The sequence below is a fragment of the Paucibacter sp. XJ19-41 genome (assembly GCF_028462495.1).
Lineage (GTDB): Bacteria > Pseudomonadota > Gammaproteobacteria > Burkholderiales > Burkholderiaceae_C > Roseateles_E.
The window spans coordinates 1-16,980 of record NZ_JAQOWX010000118.1; the positions used below are offsets into that span (position 1 = coordinate 1).

At 70.5% G+C, this 16,980-nt stretch carries 17 protein-coding genes and 1 pseudogene; 9 read left to right on the forward strand and 9 right to left on the reverse strand.

Annotated features, from left to right (window positions below):
* The 3 genes from PO768_RS23140 to PO768_RS23150 all read left to right on the forward strand — a co-directional run.
* The coding region (locus PO768_RS23140; RefSeq protein WP_272647936.1) for a TonB-dependent receptor plug domain-containing protein at positions 1-1,851 on the forward strand (1,851 nt) is incomplete at its 5' end.
* Between the two features lie 42 nt (positions 1,852-1,893).
* Positions 1,894-2,700, forward strand: a complete 807-nt coding sequence (locus PO768_RS23145; RefSeq protein ID WP_272647937.1) for a PepSY-associated TM helix domain-containing protein — start codon at positions 1,894-1,896, stop codon at positions 2,698-2,700.
* Between the two features lie 2 nt (positions 2,701-2,702).
* The gene (locus PO768_RS23150) at positions 2,703-3,803 is read left to right on the forward strand and encodes a 2Fe-2S iron-sulfur cluster-binding protein (RefSeq protein ID WP_272647938.1); all 1,101 of its coding nucleotides are present in this window, start codon (positions 2,703-2,705) and stop codon (positions 3,801-3,803) included.
* Here PO768_RS23150 and PO768_RS23155 read toward each other — a convergent pair.
* The 7 genes from PO768_RS23155 to PO768_RS23185 form a co-directional block, all read right to left on the reverse strand.
* Complete coding sequence (locus PO768_RS23155) at positions 3,800-4,222, reverse strand: type II toxin-antitoxin system VapC family toxin (protein ID WP_272647939.1); 423 nt, start codon at positions 4,220-4,222, stop codon at positions 3,800-3,802. The genes PO768_RS23150 and PO768_RS23155 overlap by 4 nt on opposite strands.
* Before the next feature lie 27 nt (positions 4,223-4,249).
* Entirely contained in the window at positions 4,250-4,507 is a 258-nt protein-coding gene (locus tag PO768_RS23160) for a type II toxin-antitoxin system Phd/YefM family antitoxin (RefSeq protein WP_272647940.1), read from the reverse strand.
* 83 nt (positions 4,508-4,590) lie between these two features.
* Positions 4,591-5,019, reverse strand: coding sequence for a thioredoxin TrxC (gene trxC, locus PO768_RS23165; RefSeq protein WP_272647941.1), 429 nt, complete (start codon positions 5,017-5,019; stop codon positions 4,591-4,593).
* A gap of 33 nt (positions 5,020-5,052) precedes the next feature.
* Positions 5,053-6,534, reverse strand: a complete 1,482-nt coding sequence (locus PO768_RS23170) for a PepSY domain-containing protein (RefSeq protein ID WP_272647942.1) — start codon at positions 6,532-6,534, stop codon at positions 5,053-5,055.
* A 2-nt stretch (positions 6,535-6,536) separates the two neighbouring features.
* Entirely contained in the window at positions 6,537-8,675 is a 2,139-nt protein-coding gene (locus PO768_RS23175; protein ID WP_272647943.1) for a TonB-dependent receptor, read from the reverse strand.
* An 80-nt stretch (positions 8,676-8,755) separates the two neighbouring features.
* Positions 8,756-9,160, reverse strand: a complete 405-nt coding sequence (locus PO768_RS23180; protein ID WP_262969733.1) for a DUF2946 family protein — start codon at positions 9,158-9,160, stop codon at positions 8,756-8,758.
* A gap of 27 nt (positions 9,161-9,187) precedes the next feature.
* A complete protein-coding gene (locus PO768_RS23185) occupies positions 9,188-10,243 on the reverse strand; it encodes an aldo/keto reductase (RefSeq protein WP_272647944.1) in 1,056 nt (351 codons plus the stop codon).
* Positions 10,244-10,404: 161 nt separating this feature from the next.
* Between PO768_RS23185 and PO768_RS23190 the strand changes: the two genes are divergently transcribed.
* From PO768_RS23190 to PO768_RS23205, 4 genes are read left to right on the forward strand one after another with little or no spacing between them, the layout of a single operon-like run.
* The gene (locus PO768_RS23190) at positions 10,405-10,950 is read left to right on the forward strand and encodes a DUF2975 domain-containing protein (protein WP_272647945.1); all 546 of its coding nucleotides are present in this window, start codon (positions 10,405-10,407) and stop codon (positions 10,948-10,950) included.
* Between the two features lie 14 nt (positions 10,951-10,964).
* The gene (locus PO768_RS23195; protein WP_137945174.1) at positions 10,965-11,201 is read left to right on the forward strand and encodes a helix-turn-helix domain-containing protein; all 237 of its coding nucleotides are present in this window, start codon (positions 10,965-10,967) and stop codon (positions 11,199-11,201) included.
* Positions 11,198-11,761, forward strand: a complete 564-nt coding sequence (locus PO768_RS23200; protein WP_272647946.1) for a hypothetical protein — start codon at positions 11,198-11,200, stop codon at positions 11,759-11,761. Before PO768_RS23195 ends, PO768_RS23200 begins: the two co-directional genes overlap by 4 nt.
* Positions 11,762-11,796: 35 nt before the next feature.
* Positions 11,797-12,546 (forward strand): hypothetical protein, encoded by a 750-nt coding sequence (locus PO768_RS23205; protein ID WP_272647947.1) that lies wholly within the window; start codon positions 11,797-11,799, stop codon positions 12,544-12,546.
* Here the strand turns inward: PO768_RS23205 and PO768_RS23210 are convergent.
* A complete protein-coding gene (locus tag PO768_RS23210; protein WP_272647948.1) occupies positions 12,512-14,251 on the reverse strand; it encodes an acyl-CoA synthetase in 1,740 nt (579 codons plus the stop codon). The two genes, PO768_RS23205 and PO768_RS23210, sit on opposite strands and share 35 nt — an antisense overlap.
* 84 nt (positions 14,252-14,335) lie before the next feature.
* On the opposite strand from PO768_RS23210, the gene arsC reads away from it, so the two are divergent.
* Positions 14,336-14,680, forward strand: a complete 345-nt coding sequence (arsC, locus tag PO768_RS23215) for an arsenate reductase (glutaredoxin) (protein WP_272647950.1) — start codon at positions 14,336-14,338, stop codon at positions 14,678-14,680.
* A 904-nt stretch (positions 14,681-15,584) separates the two neighbouring features.
* Here arsC and PO768_RS29330 read toward each other — a convergent pair.
* Positions 15,585-16,307 (reverse strand): GntR family transcriptional regulator, encoded by a 723-nt coding sequence (locus PO768_RS29330; protein WP_442953287.1) that lies wholly within the window; start codon positions 16,305-16,307, stop codon positions 15,585-15,587.
* Positions 16,308-16,497: 190 nt separating this feature from the next.
* On the opposite strand from PO768_RS29330, the pseudogene PO768_RS23225 reads away from it, so the two are divergent.
* A pseudogene (locus PO768_RS23225) lies at positions 16,498-16,980 on the forward strand (MFS transporter); the annotation flags it as partial.

The window sequence follows — 16,980 nt, forward strand, 5'->3', positions numbered from 1 at the left end:
GGCGGCACCAAGGAGCTGCAGATGCAGACCGACCGCATCCCGATGGATCTGGTCGAGCGCATCGAGGTCCTGCGCTCGCCGCTGGCCGGCGAGAGCGGCGGCGGCATTTCCGGCACCATCAATATCGTGCTCAAGCAAAGCGCGGCCGACATCAACGCCTTCCAGTTCAGCGTCCATCGCAACGGCCGCCATGACGGCCAGCAGGCCTCGATGACGCTGGGCCGGCAGAGCGAGCGCTTCGACTGGATGCTCAGCGCCAGTGCGATCAAGCGGGTCGAGCCCAAGACCAAGAGCAAGGACGAGATCAAGTACAAGGCCGACGGCAGCCTCGACGCCCGCAGCGGCGAGCTCGAGACCGAACTGGTGCGCATCCAGGAGCTGGGCCTGGCGCCCAAGCTGGTCTGGAAGCTGGGCCAGGGGCAAAACCTGGCCCTGGACGGCTTCTTCAGCCGCGCCGACGAGGACAAGGCCAAGACCAAGCCGCGCTACAGCGGCGGCACGCCGAGCGCGCCCGCCGCCAAGTTCGCCGGCGCCGAGAACGAACAGGAAGACAAGCGCCGCGATCTGGGCCGCCTGGCCCTGCAATGGCAGCAGCCGCTGGCCGGCGGCGAGCTGAAGCTGCGGGCCTCGCACAGCCAGGCCAGCGAGCGCCGCCCCAAGACCAAATGGACCTATGACGCGAAGAATCTGCTGACGGCCACCGCGCTGGAGGATGTGAGCATCGACGAGCAGCGCCAGGCGCTGAGCGCCAGCCTGAGCCGGCCCTGGGCTCGCCACCACCAGATCGAGGCCGGCGTCTCGCTGGCCCACAGCGAGCGCGACAGCGACAAGCACACGATCAATATCGATCCGAAGAAGGGCGAGAGCAGCAAGCCGCCCGGCCGGGGCGATGCCTACGCACTGGATGAGCAGCGTCTGGCCGTCTGGCTCTCGGACCGCTGGCAGCTGCGCCCCGCCCATCAGCTGAGCCTGGGCGCACGCGCCGAGAGCCTGCGCACCACGGGCCGCGACCAGCTCGGCGCCGAGCGCAGCGGCCGCCACAGCCTGCTCAATCCCGGCGCCCACTATCTGTGGAAGATACGGCCGCACTGGCAGCTGCGCGCCAGCCTGGCCGCCACCACCAAGACGCCGAAGCTGGAAGACCTGTCCCCGGTCATCGAGAGCGCCGACGGCAGCTCGGCCAAGCCCGACAAGGGCGGCAACCCCGGGCTCAAGCCGGAGCGGGCCGTCGGTTTCGATCTGGGGCTGGAGCACTATCTGAAGGGTGATCGCGGCGTGATCGCGCTGAACGCCTTCCACAAGGACATCCGCGACCTGGTGCAGCGCCGCCAGGTGCGGGAAGGTGGCCGCTGGATCGAGCGCCCCTTCAATATGTCCGGCCACAGCAAGGTCTATGGCCTGGAGCTGGACTGGAACCTCGGCCTGCATGAGCTGGGCCTGCCCTCGCTGAGCGTGCGAGGCAATCTGAGCCGGCTCGGTTCGCGGGTCACCGACAGCGCCAGCGGCATCACGACCCGCGCCAAGGACCAGCTGCCCTGGGCCGCCAATCTGGGCGCCGACTGGCGCATCAACCCGGCCTGGCGCACCGGTTTCAATCTGAATGTGCTGGCCGCAAGACCGCAGACCGTGCTCAATGAGAACGCCGAATCGCAGTCCCGCCTGCTCGACCTCTATGCGGCCTGGCAGGTCCAGCCCCATGTGTTTGTGCGTCTGACCGCCAACAATGTGCTGAACACCGACAAGGAAAAGCTCAAGCACAGCCATGCCGCCAACGGCGCGCTGAGCAGCATCACCCGCGAGCTGGAGACCGGTGTGCGCAGTGTCTCGCTGTCGGTCGAAACCCTGTTCTGAACCCAATCCAACGACCTCAAGCCCCAAGCCAAGGAGTCCCCGATGAGCCTCAAGTCCCTTGTTCAGCAGCTGCGCCAGCGCGAGAACCACAGCGTCAGGTCCTGGCATCTATGGGTCAGCGTGATCCTGGCCCTGCCCATCCTGATCGTCTCGTTGACGGCGGTGCTGATCGCCCATGACAAGGCACTCGGGCTCAAGCAGATCGCGCTGGGCGACAAGACCGAGGTCCGGGCCGAGGCCCGCCCCGAGCTGCGCCAGCTACTCGTCGCGGCGGACGGCAGCCAGTGGCTGGCGGCCAAGCGCGGCCTGATCGTGCAGCGTGGCGAGCGGCTGCACAGCGTCGCGGGCCCGACCGAGCTGCGCGCGCTGGCCGAGAGCGGCGGCGTGCTGCTGGCCGGCGGCAAATACGGCCTGTACCGCATCGACACCGGCGCGGCCGAACCGCGCGCCGAGCGCGTGATGAAGGGCGATATTTGGGGCATCAGCAAGACCGCCGAGGGCTGGCTGGTGACCACCAAGACCGAGGTCTATGCCGCCGGTCCCGAGGGCCGTGATTTCAAACCCAGCACGGCCCACCTGCCCTTGCTGGCCGCCGCACCGGCCACCCTGCCCGAGGAGAAGATGACCGCCTCCAAGCTGGTGATGGACCTGCACACCGGCCAGTTCTTCTTCGGCAAGGACTATGAGTGGGTCTGGATCGACCTGATCGGCGGCGCGATGGCCCTGCTGACCATCACCGGCCTCGTGATGTGGCTGCGCCGCGAACGCCAGCAGGCCCGGCTGCGCGCCACCCTGCCCGCCGCGCCCGAGGCCGCCTCGGATCCCAGCGGCGAACCGGTCCGCGCCTGAGCATGAGTCTGCCGGCCCTGCTGGTGCTGGGCGCCTGCGCCCTGCTGCTGGTCTGGGCCTTGCTGTTGCTGCTGCGTGGCCTGCTGTGGCGCCACGGCCGGCTGGAGCCGGGCTGGCGACGTCTGACCCTCATTGCCTGCGAGCGGCCCACACCCGAGCTGCTGCGCCTGCGCCTGCGCGCCCGCCTGGGCCTACCGCTGCCGGCCTTCCGGCCCGGCCAGCATCTGCTGGTCGCGGCACCCGCCCTGCCCGGCGAGCGCCGGGCGCCGCGCCGGGCTTACTCGCTGGCGCAATGGACGGGCCGGCCTCGCGAGTACGAGCTGCTGATACGGCGCGAGGCCGGGGGTCAGGTCTCGCGCCGGCTCTACGATGGGCTGCGGCCCGGCCAGCGGCTGGAGATCGGCTTGCCGCGCGGACATTTCAGCCCCGCTGAGCAGGAGGCCGACAGCCTGGTGCTGGTGGCCGGCGGCGTGGGCATCACGCCGATGCTGGCGATGGCGCAATGGGCGGCCGCACGCGGCCTGCCCTTCGCGCTGTTCTGGACCGTGCGCCAGTCCGCCGAGCTGGTCTATGCGCGCGAGCTGTGGGCGCTGGCGCAGCGGCCCGGCGCGCGGGTGCAGCTGCACGTCACCGGCGAGCCCGAGATAGCCAGCGAAGCCCCCTGGGCCGCGCTGCTGCGCGCCGGCCGACTGCCCTTGAGCGATCTGCCGCCGCCCCGGCCCGGGCAGCAGCTGTTCCTGTGCGCCGGATCGACCTTCTCGGCCTGGCTGAAGCAGAGCTTGCACGAGGCCGGCTGGCCGGACGCGGCCGTCCATGAGGAGGCTTTTGCCGTGGCCGCCCCCATCAGCGGCGGCCCCTTCGACGTGGCCTGCGCCGAGCAACAGCTGAGCTGGACCGGCGGCAGCCTCTTGAGCCTGCTGGAGAGCCGCCCCGGCCTGGCGCCGTCGGCCGAGTGCCGCGCTGGCAGCTGCGGCAGCTGCCGCATGCGCCTGCTGGACGGCCAGGTGCAATGGCTGCTGGAAAAACCGCAAGACCTGGCCCCGGGCGAGCTGCTGGCCTGCGCCTGCGTGCCGGGCTCGGCGCTGCGGCTGGCGCCGGTTTAGCGACTCGTCCTAGCGCCGCTGGCAAACGGGTTCAAGACCTCGACGCCCAGCGCCTTGAAGTCCGCCACATTGCGCGTCACCACGGTCAGGCCATGCACGGCGGCGGTGGCCGCGATCATCGCGTCCTCATAGAGCGTGTCGGACCGGCGGTGCATCAGCCTGGCCCAATGGCGGAAAGCCGCAGCGTCCATCGGCAACACGTTGTAGCTGCTGGCCACCAAGCCCAGCCAGGCCTCGATCTCGGCGGCCTTGGCCTCGTCCTGCTCCCGCGTCAGCTCGATGCCGGCCTGGATCTCACCCAGCGTGACGGCGGACAGGAAGAGCTGCGCGTCATCGACACCCTGCAGCCAGGCGAGCACGCCGCCATGCGGCCTGGGCCGGCGCAGCTCGGAAACGACATTGGTGTCGAGCAGGTACATGAATAAGTGGCGCCGGAGTGGCGCGGATCAGCCCAGCGGGGTGACCTGGCGCCGCCTGGCTTGCCCACGCGGCGCCAGGCTCAGCTCGGCGCGGGCCTGATCCGACAACAGCAACTGCTTCAGCGACGGACGCGCCGCCGACTGCAGCCGGTGCCACTCCTGCACCGGCACCAGCACGGCCGCCTCGGCACCGCGCTTGGTCACCATTTGCGGCCCCTCGGACAGGCAGGCCTCCAGAAACTCGCTGAACCTTGCTTTTGCATCTTGCACAGGCCATGTCTGCATGTGGACCTCCGAAACAAACCAGTTATCTGACTAGTTTGCCCACTCGCCGCCGACCCGTCAAATCACGGCGGCTCAGCCGCCCCTCAGCCGCCCCTCAGCTGCGCCTGGAGCCAGCGCTGCAGATCGGCCGCGCTCAGCGCGCCGGCCTGGCGGGCGATCTCGCGGCCGCCCTGGAACAGCATCAAGGTCGGGATGCTGCGGATGTTGTAGGCCGCTGCGGTCTGCCGGTTGGCCTCGGTGTCGAGCTTGGCGAAGCGGATCAGCGGCTGCTGGGCGGCGGCCTGCGCGAAATGCGGGGCCATCATCTTGCAGGGGCCGCACCAGTCGGCCCAGAAGTCCACCAGCACCGGCAGCTCGGTCTTGCCGACAAAGGCGGCGAAGCTGGCGTCGCTCAGATCGACCGGCCGCGCCGCCATCAGCTCGGCCCCGCAGCGCCCGCAGACCGGCTGGTCTTCGAGCTTGGCTTCGGGCACGCGGTTGGTGGCGGCGCAGGCGGGGCAGACGAGGTGCATGGTGGGAAGACTCTTGTCAAACACTGCAGCCTATCAGGGGGCGTGGCGGCGGATTGCAAGCCGGCGCCAACCCATCACCACGCCCGTCAGGCTCAGGCCCAGCCCGGCCAGGCTGAAGACCAGCATCCAGCCATCCCATAGCGGCCGCAGCGCCAGCAGCTGCGGCAGATCGAAGCTGTGCGCAAAGGCGAACAGCCAGCGCTCGAGCCGCTGGTGGCTGTTGCTGACCTGCAGCACCGCGCCGCTGGCCGGGTCCAGCACGATGTGGTGGGCGAGCGCGTCGCCGAAGACCAGGCGAAGCGCCGGCAGCGGGCGCTCGCGCTGGCCGGTCATCGTGTGGGCCTCGCGGGCGTAGTAGTGGGCGTCGTAGCTTCGCAGCCACTGGCGCTGCAGCAGCGGCGCGCCAGGCAGCATGGCGCGGGCCGTCGTCACCAGGCTCGCTTCGTCAAGACCTGGCACCACCTCGCCTCGCGCATCGAGCAGCCGCGCGCTGCTGGCGCTCTGGGCCCAGACGTAGTGCGCGCCACCGATGCGGCGCCACTCCAGCAGCCGCGCCTCGAAGCCCTGCGCCGCCAGGCGGGCCAGCACCAGATCGGCCGGCGGCGCCGCGCCGGCCTGCAGCTGCCCGCCGGCATAGGCCTGGCGATCGGGCTTCAGCCCTTGCGCCTCGAAGACCTTCCAGGGATTCATCGACAGCAGGCCGCTGATCACCCAGCTCAGCGCCAGCGTGCCACCGAGCAGGCCGAGGATGTGATGCCAGCGCGCCATGGCCCCGCGATAGGGCGAGTGCGAGCCGCTCTTGTAGCGGCCCTTGAAGCGCCAGCGCCAGAGGCCGACCACCAGACCGCTGAGCCCCAGCGCGCCGCCGGCCAGCGACAGCCAGATCACGATATCGGTCCACCAGGCATTCAGCGCCCCGCCGCGAAAGAGGTAGAGCCAGTGCAGCCAGGCGCCCAGCCAGCCCCAGGTCCGCTCGGTCAGGCTGGCATCGCGCACCACCTCGCCGCTGACGCCGCTGATATAGAGCCAGCGGCCGTCATCGACCGCTACCCGGTGCAGCGGCCGGTGGGCATCGAGCGCGCGCGAATGGGTCCAGGCATCCTCCTGCACCGGGCCCAGGCTGCGCGCCGCAGCGCCACCGGCGAAGTGCGCGGCCGCCGCCACGGCCTGGGCCTCGTCCACGCCGGTGATGCGCGCGCCGCTGCGCGCATCGACCGCCACGACGGTCTTGCCACGGGCGTCGCTGAACAGATAGCGCGGCGCTCCGGCCACCGAGCTCAGCCGCCACTGCGTCGGCGCCTTGTCCAGACCGGCGGCCTGCAGCGCCTGTTCCAGCGGCACGCAGCAGCCCTGCGCCGGCAGCGGTGCCAGCCCCTGCAGCTGCTCGGCCGGGGTGAGCTTGGGATAGCCGACATACATCATCACCATGCCGGACAGAAACCACAGCGCCATCACCAGACACAGCGCGATGCCGGCCCAGCGATGCAGCAGATAGAGCCAACGCTTGAGTCTCATGCTCAGAACTTCCAGTCCACCGCCAGGCTGACGCTGCGCGGCGCGCCCAGATAAGGCAGGTTGCTGCTGAGGCTGGCCACATAGCGTTCATCGCCGAGGTTGTCGACGCGGGCCTGCAGCGTGGTCTGGCGGTCGATCTTCAGCGTGGCGCTGGCGCCGACGAGGTTGTAGGCGCCGTCCCAGACCGTGTTGGCGACATTGGCATAGCGCTTGCCGACATGGCGCCAGTCCAGGCCCAGGCCCAGGCTCTGCAGCGGCTGCCAGTCCAGCGCTGCGCCGGCCACCCAGGTCGGCACATTGGCCGGGGTCTGGCCGGCGCGCGAGACCGTGCCTTCGGTGAAGGCCTGGTAGCGCGCGCGGGTGTGGCTCAGCTGGCCGCTCAGGCTCAGCTGGGCGCTGGGCCGCCAATGCGCGCTGAGCTCCAGGCCGCGGCTGCTCTGCGCGCCGACAGGCAGCGCGTTCGTGCTGTCGTTCGGGTCGGTGATGGAGAAGTTCTTGCGGCGCAGGTCGTACAGCGCCACGGTGGCCTGGCCGCGCCCCTGGTCGAAGGCGAGCTTGCTGCCGATCTCGACCTGGCGGCCGCGCGTCAGCTCGAAGCGGCGCAGCGCACTGAAGCCGGCCGTGGCCAGCACGCCGGACGGCGGGTCGGCGGCGCTGCTGGCCTGGGCATAGATCTGCCAGTCCTTGCTGAGGTCCTTGACCAGGCCCAGCCGGCCGGTCAGCGGCTTGAAGTCGGTCGTGAACAGGGCCGGGTTGGTGGCCGTGACCGTGCGGTGGTTGCGCACATCCAGCGCGATGCGGTCCCAGCGCAAGGCGCTGACCAGGGCATAGCCGCTGCCCAGCACGGTGCGGTTCTCGACGAACAGCGCCAGCGTGCGCAGCAGATTGCTGGCGCCGGGGTTGTAGCCGGGCTTGATGCCGGGGGTGCTGTAGAAGTAGCTGGCGGCGGGTTGGTAGGGATCGGTGTTGCCAAAGGGGCCCGGCACCGACAGCGGGAAGCGGGTCTGGCGGTTGAAGCTCCAATCGATGCCGGCCGCGAAGTCCGAGCGCAGGCCGGCGATCTCGCTGCCGTGGCTCAGCTCGGTGCGGCTGCCCCAGACGCGCTGGTCATGGCGCTGCAGCAGCGCATCGCGGCGCTCGACCGCGCTATTGCCGTTCCTGAAGACATAGGTCTCGACGTTCTCGTAGTCGCGCAGCGCGTCATAGAGGTAGAGGGTGTGGCTCAGCCGCGTGCGGTCATTGAGCTTCCATTCGAGGATGGAGCGAGCCCAGCTGACGTCCTGCTGGTAGCGGCCATCGAGCACGTTGTAGTTCACGCCCAAGGTCGCGGCATCGAAGTGCAGCTGGCCGGCGGGCACCGTGCCGTCGGCGGCGCGCAGCATCGGTGTGCCCCAGTAGGGCTGGGTCACCTTCTCGTGCTGGCGCTCGACGGCCAGTGTGTGGGTCAGGCCCGCAGTCAGCGGCGCCAGCCAGGAGGCGCTGGCCTGCCAGGCCGAGCGCTCGCGGCCCTGGGTCCACAGCGCGCCTTCGTTGCGGTTGAGTTCGACTCGCAGGACCTGCTCGCCGAGGCTGCGCTGCAGGCTGGCCGAGCCCTGGGCGCCACGGTCGCCCAGGCTCAGTCGCAGGCGGCTGATGTCGCCGCTGCGATCGGCGATCTTGCTGATCACATTGATCGTGCCGCCCACCGCGCCGGAGCCGTTCAGAAAGCTCGAGGCACCGCCTATGGCCTCGACCCGCTCGACCAGCCAGCTGTCCAGCGGCCGCGCGGCGATCGCGTCGTACTGCACGCTGATGCCGTTATAGAGCTGGGACAGCGAGCCCGAGCCGAAGCCGCGGTAGAACACCGTGCCGGCCGAGCCCGGCGGGTCGGCAAAGACCACGCCGGGCACGCTCTTGAGCACCTCCTGGGTGTTGACATAGGCCCGCCGCTCAATCTCGTCGCGCGAGACCACGGTCACGCTGGCCGGGGTCTCGCGCAGGCTCAGGCCCAGGCGGGAGCTGCTGCCGGCGGCCTCGTCGAGGCCGCTGCGCTGGGCGCTGCCGGTGACCAGGACCGGCTGCAATTGTTCATGTTGATGGGCGTGGGCATGGGTGCAGGCCAGCACGGCCAGCGCCAGGGGGCTGATCAGATGTTTGTTCATTGACGGACATGACAGTGAGGCCGGCCGCTGCCATCAAGAAGGCAGGGCCGGCGAAATCGGTGGGAGCGAAGAAGGGACTGTCAGGTCGTCAGCGGGGGCGCACGCGCCTGGGCCGTGGCCCAGATGGCGAGCAGGCGCGGGGCGCGCCAGAAAGCGAGCGGGCGCTCGAAGCCCAGGGTCGGCGAGGCGCCGGCGGGCAGGGTCGGCGGCGGGGCCGCCTGATCGATGGGCAGTGTGCACAGCGGGCAGTGCTCGCCCCAGGGGCTGCTCTTCTTGCCCAGCTCCAGCGGCGCCAGCGGATCCTCGGCCAGGGCCGCCGTGTCCAGGCGCACAAAGCCGGGGCCTTGCACCGTGCAGACCTCGATCCAGACGCTGTCCGAGCGAGTCTGCAGCGCATGGGCAAGACCCGGCACCAGGGCCGTCCACAGCAGCGCCAGCACGGCCAGCAAGGCCGTGCAGCGGTGGAAGGAGGTGTGGGCGCGCATCGCGGGGCGGATTTTAGCCCTTGAGCTTCACTGCGCCGGGTCGCGGATCTCCCAGCGGACCTTGTCGATCTCGGCCAGCAGCTCGGGTGCCAGCACCGTGCCCCAGGCGGCGATGTCCTCGTCGAGCTGAGCCTGGCTGGTGACGCCGATGATGGTGCTGGCGGTCTGCCAGCGGCCATAGCACCAGGCCAGCGCCATGCGGGTGGGCGTCAGCCCATGGTCGCGGGCCAGCGCGTTGTAGCGCCGCGCCGCGGCCAGCGTCTCGGGCCGGGCCCAGCGCTGCTTCTTCATGCTCTCGAACAGCGCCAGCCGGCCAGCCGTCGGGTCGGCCAGGCCGTTGGCATCGTACTTGCCGGTCAGCGTGCCGAAGCCCAGCGGCGAGTAGGCCAGCAGCGAGACCTGGTGGCGGTACAGCGCCTCGTCCAGCCCGTTCTCGGGCACGCGGTTGACCAGGCTGTAGGCGTTCTGCACCGAGACCACACGCGGCAGGCCCTGCTGCTCGGCCAGATGGACGAACTCGGCCACCCCATACGGCGTCTCGTTGGACAGCCCGATATGCCGCACCTTGCCGGCCTTGACCAGCTGGCCCAGCGCTTCGAGCTGGGCCAGGATGGGCGTGACCGGCTGGTCCTTGGCCGGCTCGAAGAACTGGCCGCCGAACATCGGCACATGGCGGGCCGGCCAGTGGATCTGGTAGAGGTCGATATGGTCGGTCTGCAGGCGCTGCAGGCTGGCCTCGCAGGCGCTGATGATGTCGGCGGCCGTCAGATCGGGCGAGCCCTGGCGTATCCAGCCATAGCCGCGCGAGGGGCCGCTGACCTTGGTCGCGATCACCAGCTTTTCGCGCAGGCCCGGCCGGCTGCCGAGCCAGCGGCCGATGATGCGCTCGGTATCGGCAAAGGTCTCGGCGCGGGCCGGCACCGGGTACATCTCGGCCATGTCGATGAAGTTGATGCCCTGGGCCACGGCGCTGTCCAGCAAGGCATGGCTGGCCGCCTCGTCGACCTGCTCGCCGAAGGTCATCGTGCCCAGGCAGATACGGCTGACGCGCAGGTCCGAGCGGCCCAATGTGGTGAATTCCATCTTTCTCTACTCCTGGCTCCTGCTGCATGCAGGTCTGATCAGGCGGCAGTGTGCCGCAAGTCGCGGCCAGCCATCGCTGCTCGCTATGCGCCCGGATACTTTTTGCTTTACATCTATTTTTTATTGTTTTACAGTAATTTCAGACAAACCTCCCCCCTCGCATGCCGCCCTCCATCAAGACCAGACCGCAGCGCCTGCGCCGGCTCTCCCTCAGTGTGCAGGCCCTGGCCCTGCTGGGCGGGGTGGCCCCGCTGCTGCTGCTGCCGCTGTTCTGGAGCCAGCCGGATTGGGTCGCACGGGTGGCCCTGGGAGAGTGGGGGCTGAAGGCCGTGCAACTCGACAGCGGAGCCCGGCTGGGCGGCCTGCTCGCCACGGCCTTGCCGGTGGGCGTGAGCCTGTGGGCGCTGTGGCAGGTCTGGGCCATGTTCGGCTGCTACGCTCGCGGCGAGCTGCTGACCCCGCAGCCCGCCCGCCATCTGCGCCGGCTGGGCTGGGCGATGATCATGCTGGCGGCGGCGCTGCCGCTGGGCCACAGCTTGATCGTGCTGGCGCTGACCTGGGCCAATCCGCCCGGCCAGCGGCTGCTGATCTTCGCCCTGTCGTCCCAGCACTACCTGAGCCTGCTCTTCGGTCTGATGCTGCTGGCCCTGGGCACGGTGCTGACCGAGGCCGCGAGGCTGGCTCGCGAGAACGCCGAGTTCATCTGAGAACAGCAAGCGGCATGCCCATCCTCGTGACCCTGGACCTGATGCTGGCGCGGCGCAAGATGCGCTCGCGCGAGCTGGCCGAGCGCATCGGCATCACCGAGGCCAATCTCTCGCTCTTGAAATCCGGCAAGGTGCGCGGCGTGCGTTTCGAGACGCTGGCGCGCATCTGCGCGGTGCTGGACTGCCAGCCCGGCGATCTGCTGGGCTATGAGGCCGGGCCGGAAGCGCCCGGCGAGGGGCCGGACGCATGATCAGGCGCCTGGCCAGGCCGGCGCTGCTGCTGGTGCTGCTGATCCACGGCCTGTTGTGGCTGCTCTTGACTCAGGGCGGCTCGCCCACACCGGGCCAAAAACCCGCAACGCAGCGTATCAGCCTGCGCCTGCAGCCCCTGTCTAGACCAGTAGCCCGCCCACAGCCGGCACCGACCGCGCGCAGACCGACCGGCATCCCACAGCCACGCGCCGCAGCGCGGCCGGCAGCCCACGCGATCAGCACACCGCCGCCCGTCCCAGACACCGCAGCGCCCGCGCTCGCCGTCAGCCCATCCGCCGCGCCGCCTGCCTCCGCCCCCCTGCCCTCGCTGCTCGACAGCGAGGCCACCCGCCGCGCGGTGCGCCAGGCCGCGCTGAGCGCACCTGAAGCGGCGCAGGCGAAGTCCCTGCCCGAGACCGCCCAGCAGCGCCTGGGCCAGGACATCGCCAAGAGCGCCGATGGCGACTGCCTGAAGGGCGAGTTCGCCGGCTCCGGCATGGGCTTGCTGAGCGCGCCCTTCTGGCTGCTGGCCGAGGCGCGTGGCAAGTGCAGACGCTGAGCCAACAAACCATCCGATCAACCAGGGAGTCCCCCATGACCAAGCCGATCTGGCTGCTGTACTTCATCGCCCTGCCCGCCGCATTGGCGCAGACGCCGCCACCCGCCCAGCTCGAGACCGTCCAGGTCGGTCTGGTGCGCGACCCCGCCGCGATGCCTTACGAGCGCATGAACACCATGCTGCAGGGGCTGAAGAAATACGGCCAGGGCCTGATCGTGATGGACTTCAAGCTGGGGCCCAAGACCTTCGCGGCCCAGCCCGCGCCCAAGCTGGCGGTGGCCCATGAGGAGGGCTATCTGCCGATCAAGGTCGACGCCGAGGGCCGCTTCGAGCTGCCCTTGCTGCCGCCGGAACAGGCCAAGGGGGCCGAGCTGGCCAGCAATATCCCGCGCGGCGCCGCCGAGATGCAGGGCCGCATCCGCCTGACCACGCCGCCGGACCAGCTGAGCATGGCCACGGTGCGCCGCATCATGGGCATCGCCCGCACCCTGCGCAGCGAGCTGCTGCCCTGGTATGCGCGCTGGCTGTTCCCGCAGATCCAGGGCGTGCGGGTCTGCAGCGCCGAACCCAAATGGGAGCTGGAATGGCGCGACGAGCAGGGCCAGTTGCTGGGCCTGCCGCTGGCGGCCGAGCCCAAGGACCGCGACCCCGACGCGCCCAGGGACAAGCCCAGCCCGCCCTGCACCACGCTGACCGGCGCCGAGCCCTGGCCCGACGCGGCCCGCCTGCTGGCGCCGGCCGATGCGCGGCTCAGCGTGCGGCTGACGAGCTCAAGGGCGCAGTAACGCCGGCTGCCCGCGCCCGCTCCTCCTCCTGCCGCCGCAGCACGCCGCGCTGCAGCTTGCCGGTGGTGGTCATCGGCAGGGCCTCGATGAACTCGATCTCCTTGGGGTATTCGTAGGGCGCCAGCCGGCCCTTGACATGGGCTTGCAGCTCGGCGATCAGTGCCGCCGAGCCGTGCCGGCCCGGCGCCAGCACCACATAGGCCTTGACCAGGGCGCCGCGCTCGGCATCGGGCTTGGGCACCACGGCGGCGTTCGCGACCGCCGCATGCTTGACCAGGCAGTTCTCGATCTCGCTGGGGCCGATGCGGTAGCCGGCCGACTTGAAGACATCGTCGCTGCGGCCCTGATACCAGAGGTAGCCGTCCTTGTCCTGCAGCGCCATATCGCCGGTGCGGCACCAGCTGTCCTCGGGGTCGCCGGTGAACTTGGCCCGGGTCGCGTCCGCGCGGCCCCAGTAGCCCAGGAAGAACACCGGATCGGGATGGCCGTGCACATCGCGCCGATGCACCGCCACATCGCCGGCCACACCCGGGGGACAGGTCTTGCCCTCGGCGTCGATCACCGCGACCCGGTGGCCCGGATAGGCCCGGCCCATGCTGCCGGGCCGGGCCGGCCAGAAGCGGCTGCAGTTGCCGACCACATAGTTGATCTCGGTCTGGCCGAACATCTCGTTGACCGTCACGCCCAGCTGCTCGCGGCAGTAGGCGAACACCGCATCGCCGACCGCCTCGCCGGCGCTCATGATGGCCTCGAGCTTGAGCGCATAGCGCTCGCGCGGCCGCGGCAACGCCTTCATCATCGCCTTCAGCGCGGTGGGGAACAAGAAGGTGTGGGTCACGCCATGGGCGGCCATCAGCTCGAAAGCCTTGTCCGGCGCGAAGCGGCCCTGGTAGGCGACGATGGGCCGGCCGAAGTACAGCGTCGGCAAGAGCGCATCCATCAGCCCGCCGGTCCAGGCCCAGTCGGCCGGGCTCCAGAACACCGCCTGCGTGCCCTTCTCCGGCGCGGCCGGGTCGAAGCCGAACCAGTTCTGGCTGGCGACAAAGCCGCTCAGATTGCCGATCAGCGCGCGGTTCGGGATCAGCGCGCCCTTGGGCGGGCCGGTCGTGCCGCTGGTGTAGATCAGCACAGCGGCCTCGTCGGCCTTGGTTCGCTCGGCCGTGAAGCGGGCATCCTCGGCCTGCAGCGCGGCCATCCAGCCGATCTCGTCACAGTCGGCCTGGCATTCGCCGACGACGATCAGACGGCGCAGCGCCGGGCAACGCGCGCGCACGCCGCGCACCGCCTCCAGCGCCGCGCATTCGACCAGGGCCAGCACCGCAGCGCTGTCCTGCAGCCGGTACTCCAGCGCCTCGGGGCCGAACAGCATGGACAAGGGCATCGCCACCGCGCCGAGCTGGCTGATCGCGATCTGGGCCACCGCAGTCTCGAAGCGCTGCGGCAGCACCACCGCGACCCGGTCACCGCGCTGCACGCCCAGGCGGCGCAGCGCATTGCTGAGCCGGTTCGCGGCGCGCTGCAGCTGGCCGTAGCTGTAGTGCGCGCGGCAGCCGCTGTCGCTGTCGAACAGCACGGCCGTGGCCTCGGGCGTCTCGCGGGCCCAGCGACCGCAGCAGGCCTCGGCGATATTGAAATACTCGGGCACCTGCCAGCGGAACGCGCCGCGCAGTGCCAGGTAGGCATCGTCTTGTTGTTTGGTGGTCATCGGGCCTCCGCCTCGCGCTCCAACGAGCCGCTGAGGGTAGCGAGCGCAGCCGGCGCCGGCCTCATGGCTTACCCTAGCGCCATGCTGACCACGATTTATCACAACCCCCGCTGCTCCAAGTCCCGCGAAGCCCTGGCCCTGCTGCAGGCCCAGGGCCTGAAGCCGACGGTGATCGAGTACCTGAAGACACCGCCCGATGTGGCTGAATTGCAGGGCCTGCTGGCCCTGCTGGGCCTGCCGGCGCGCGAGCTGCTGCGCAGCGGTGAGGACGAGTACCAGCGCCTGGGCCTGGCCGATCCGTCGCTGGACGAGCCGACCCTGCTGGCGGCGATGGCCGCCCACCCCATCCTGCTGCAGCGCCCCATCGTTGTGCACGGCCGGCGTGCGCTGATCGCCCGGCCGCCGGAGCTGCTGCTAGGCTGGCTCTGAGACGCGGCGCCGGGAACTGCCGGCCGCCAGCAAGCGGGCGGCCGACTCGCCCAGGCAGCGGATGCCCTGCAGCCGCGTCGCATCGAGCGGGTGGCCGGCCGTCAGCCGCAGGCAATGGTCGAACTGCGTGCCCATGCTGAAGACCGCGCCGGGCACAAAGCTGTAGCCCCGGCGCCGGGTCTCTTCAAGCAGCGTGCAGGCGTCCAGGCCGCCGGGCAGCGCCAGCCACAGCACATAGCCGCCATCCGCGCTGCTGACCCGCGTGCCCGGCGGGAAGTGGGCCAGCACGGCCTCGCGCCAGGCCTGCAGCTGCGCGGCCAGGCGCTGGCGCAGCCGGCGCAGATGGCGGTCCATGCCGCCGCCGGCCATGAAGGCCGTCAGCACCTGATCGGTCAATGCGGGCAAGAGCTCGCCATGCACCGTGCGCTCGGCGCGCAGCTGCAGACGGTAGCGTCCGCTGACCATATAGCCGAGGCTGAAACCCGGGCCGGTGATGCAGGCCAGGCTGCCGCAGTACAGCACGCGGTCGTCGCCATCGAAAGCCTTCAGCGGCCTCGGCCGCTGGGCGCCGTGATAGAGCTCGCCCATCATGTCGCACTCGATCAGCGGCAGGCTGTGCTCGGCCAGCAGGGCTGCCAGCGCCTGCTTGGCGGCGTCGCTCATCCGGCTGCCGGTGACGCGGTAGAAGTTGGGCTCGAGCAGGCAGGCGGCCAGCTGGTGCTGCTGCGCGGCCAGCGCCAGCGCAGACACCGACAAACCGGCCTCGGCCGAGGCCGGAATCTCCAGCACGCGCAGCCCCAGGCTGGCAATCAGTTCCAGCGCGTGGAACGGTGCGGGGCTGGCCACCGCGATCAGCTCACCGGGCTTGGCCAGCAGCCGCAGGCATAGCGCCAGCGACTCGGATTCACCTTGCGTGACGACGATGTCCTCGGCATCGAAGCGGCAGCCCAGGCGCCGCGAGCGCAGCGCCAGTTGCTCGCGCAAGGCCGTCGAGCCATAGACCATGCCGGTGCCCAGCACGGCCGCGTCGCTGCGCAGCTGCTGCATCAGCAGACGCTGCAGCGCCGGCAGCGGCAGCAAGGCGGCCGGCAGGGCCAGATGGCTCAGCGACAAGCAGTCCGCCCGCGTCGCGGCCAGCTCGATCAGGCGCTTGCGCCGGCCGGCCAGCGNCGCGCAAGGCCGTCGAGCCATAGACCATGCCGGTGCCCAGCACGGCCGCGTCGCTGCGCAGCTGCTGCATCAGCAGACGCTGCAGCGCCGGCAGCGGCAGCAAGGCGGCCGGCAGGGCCAGATGGCTCAGCGACAAGCAGTCCGCCCGCGTCGCGGCCAGCTCGATCAGGCGCTTGCGCCGGCCGGCCAGCGCGATGGCTGCCGCTGGCGCGGGGTCCGGTGCCGCAGTCGGCGACGACGGGGCACAGGCAAAGAAGCCGCGCCGCGGCCTGGCCTCGATCAGGCCGACGTCCTCCAAGTGATGCAGCGCATGCGTGACGGTGGCCAGGCTGGCGCGATGCTCGACGCAGAGCTGGCGCACCGAGGGTAGCTGGCTGCCGGGCGGGTACAGGCCGGCACGCAACTGCTCGGTCAGCAGGGCGGCCAGGGCACGGTAGCGGTAAGGGCTGGGGTTCACGCAAAGCAGACGAGTCGCGGGGTCGCCACGATAGCGTCAATTGCCGGCGCTGCATCGATACACAGACCATACGGCCGCATCGATACAGCTCGGCCCTGTATCGATGCCGACGGCCCGCGCCTGAGTCTTACCGAGCCGGCCCCGGCTTTCTAGACTGCCCGCCATCCCAGCCATCCAAGAGGACGACCCCATGCGGCAACTGCGCGCCCGTATCCATGCCTGTGCGCCGGCCGTGCGCCTGCTGATGCTCAGCGAGATGCTGAGCCTGCTGGCCGCTGCGGTGGGCCAGCTCAGCATCGCCTGGTGGATCGCGCGGGACGGCGGCGCCCTGGACCTGAGCCGCTATGGCGTCCTGATGGCGCTGTGTTCGCTGCTGGCCATGCCTTTGCTGTCGCCGCTGGGTGATCGCTGCGACAAACGGCTGCTGATACGGCTGGGCAAGCTGGGCCTGCTGCTGGACGCGCTGGCGCTGGCCCTGCTGGCCGCCAGCGGCGTCTACAGCCTGCCGCTGCTGTGCGCCTGCGGCGGCCTGGCTTTGCTGGCCCAGGCCCTGCTGCTGCCGGCCCAGGCCAGCATCCTGCCGGAGCTGGTCGCGACGGCACAGCTGCCCGAGGCGATACGGCTGCGCCGCGGCGCCCAGGCCCTCGGCGGCCTGCTCGGGCCGGGGCTGGGC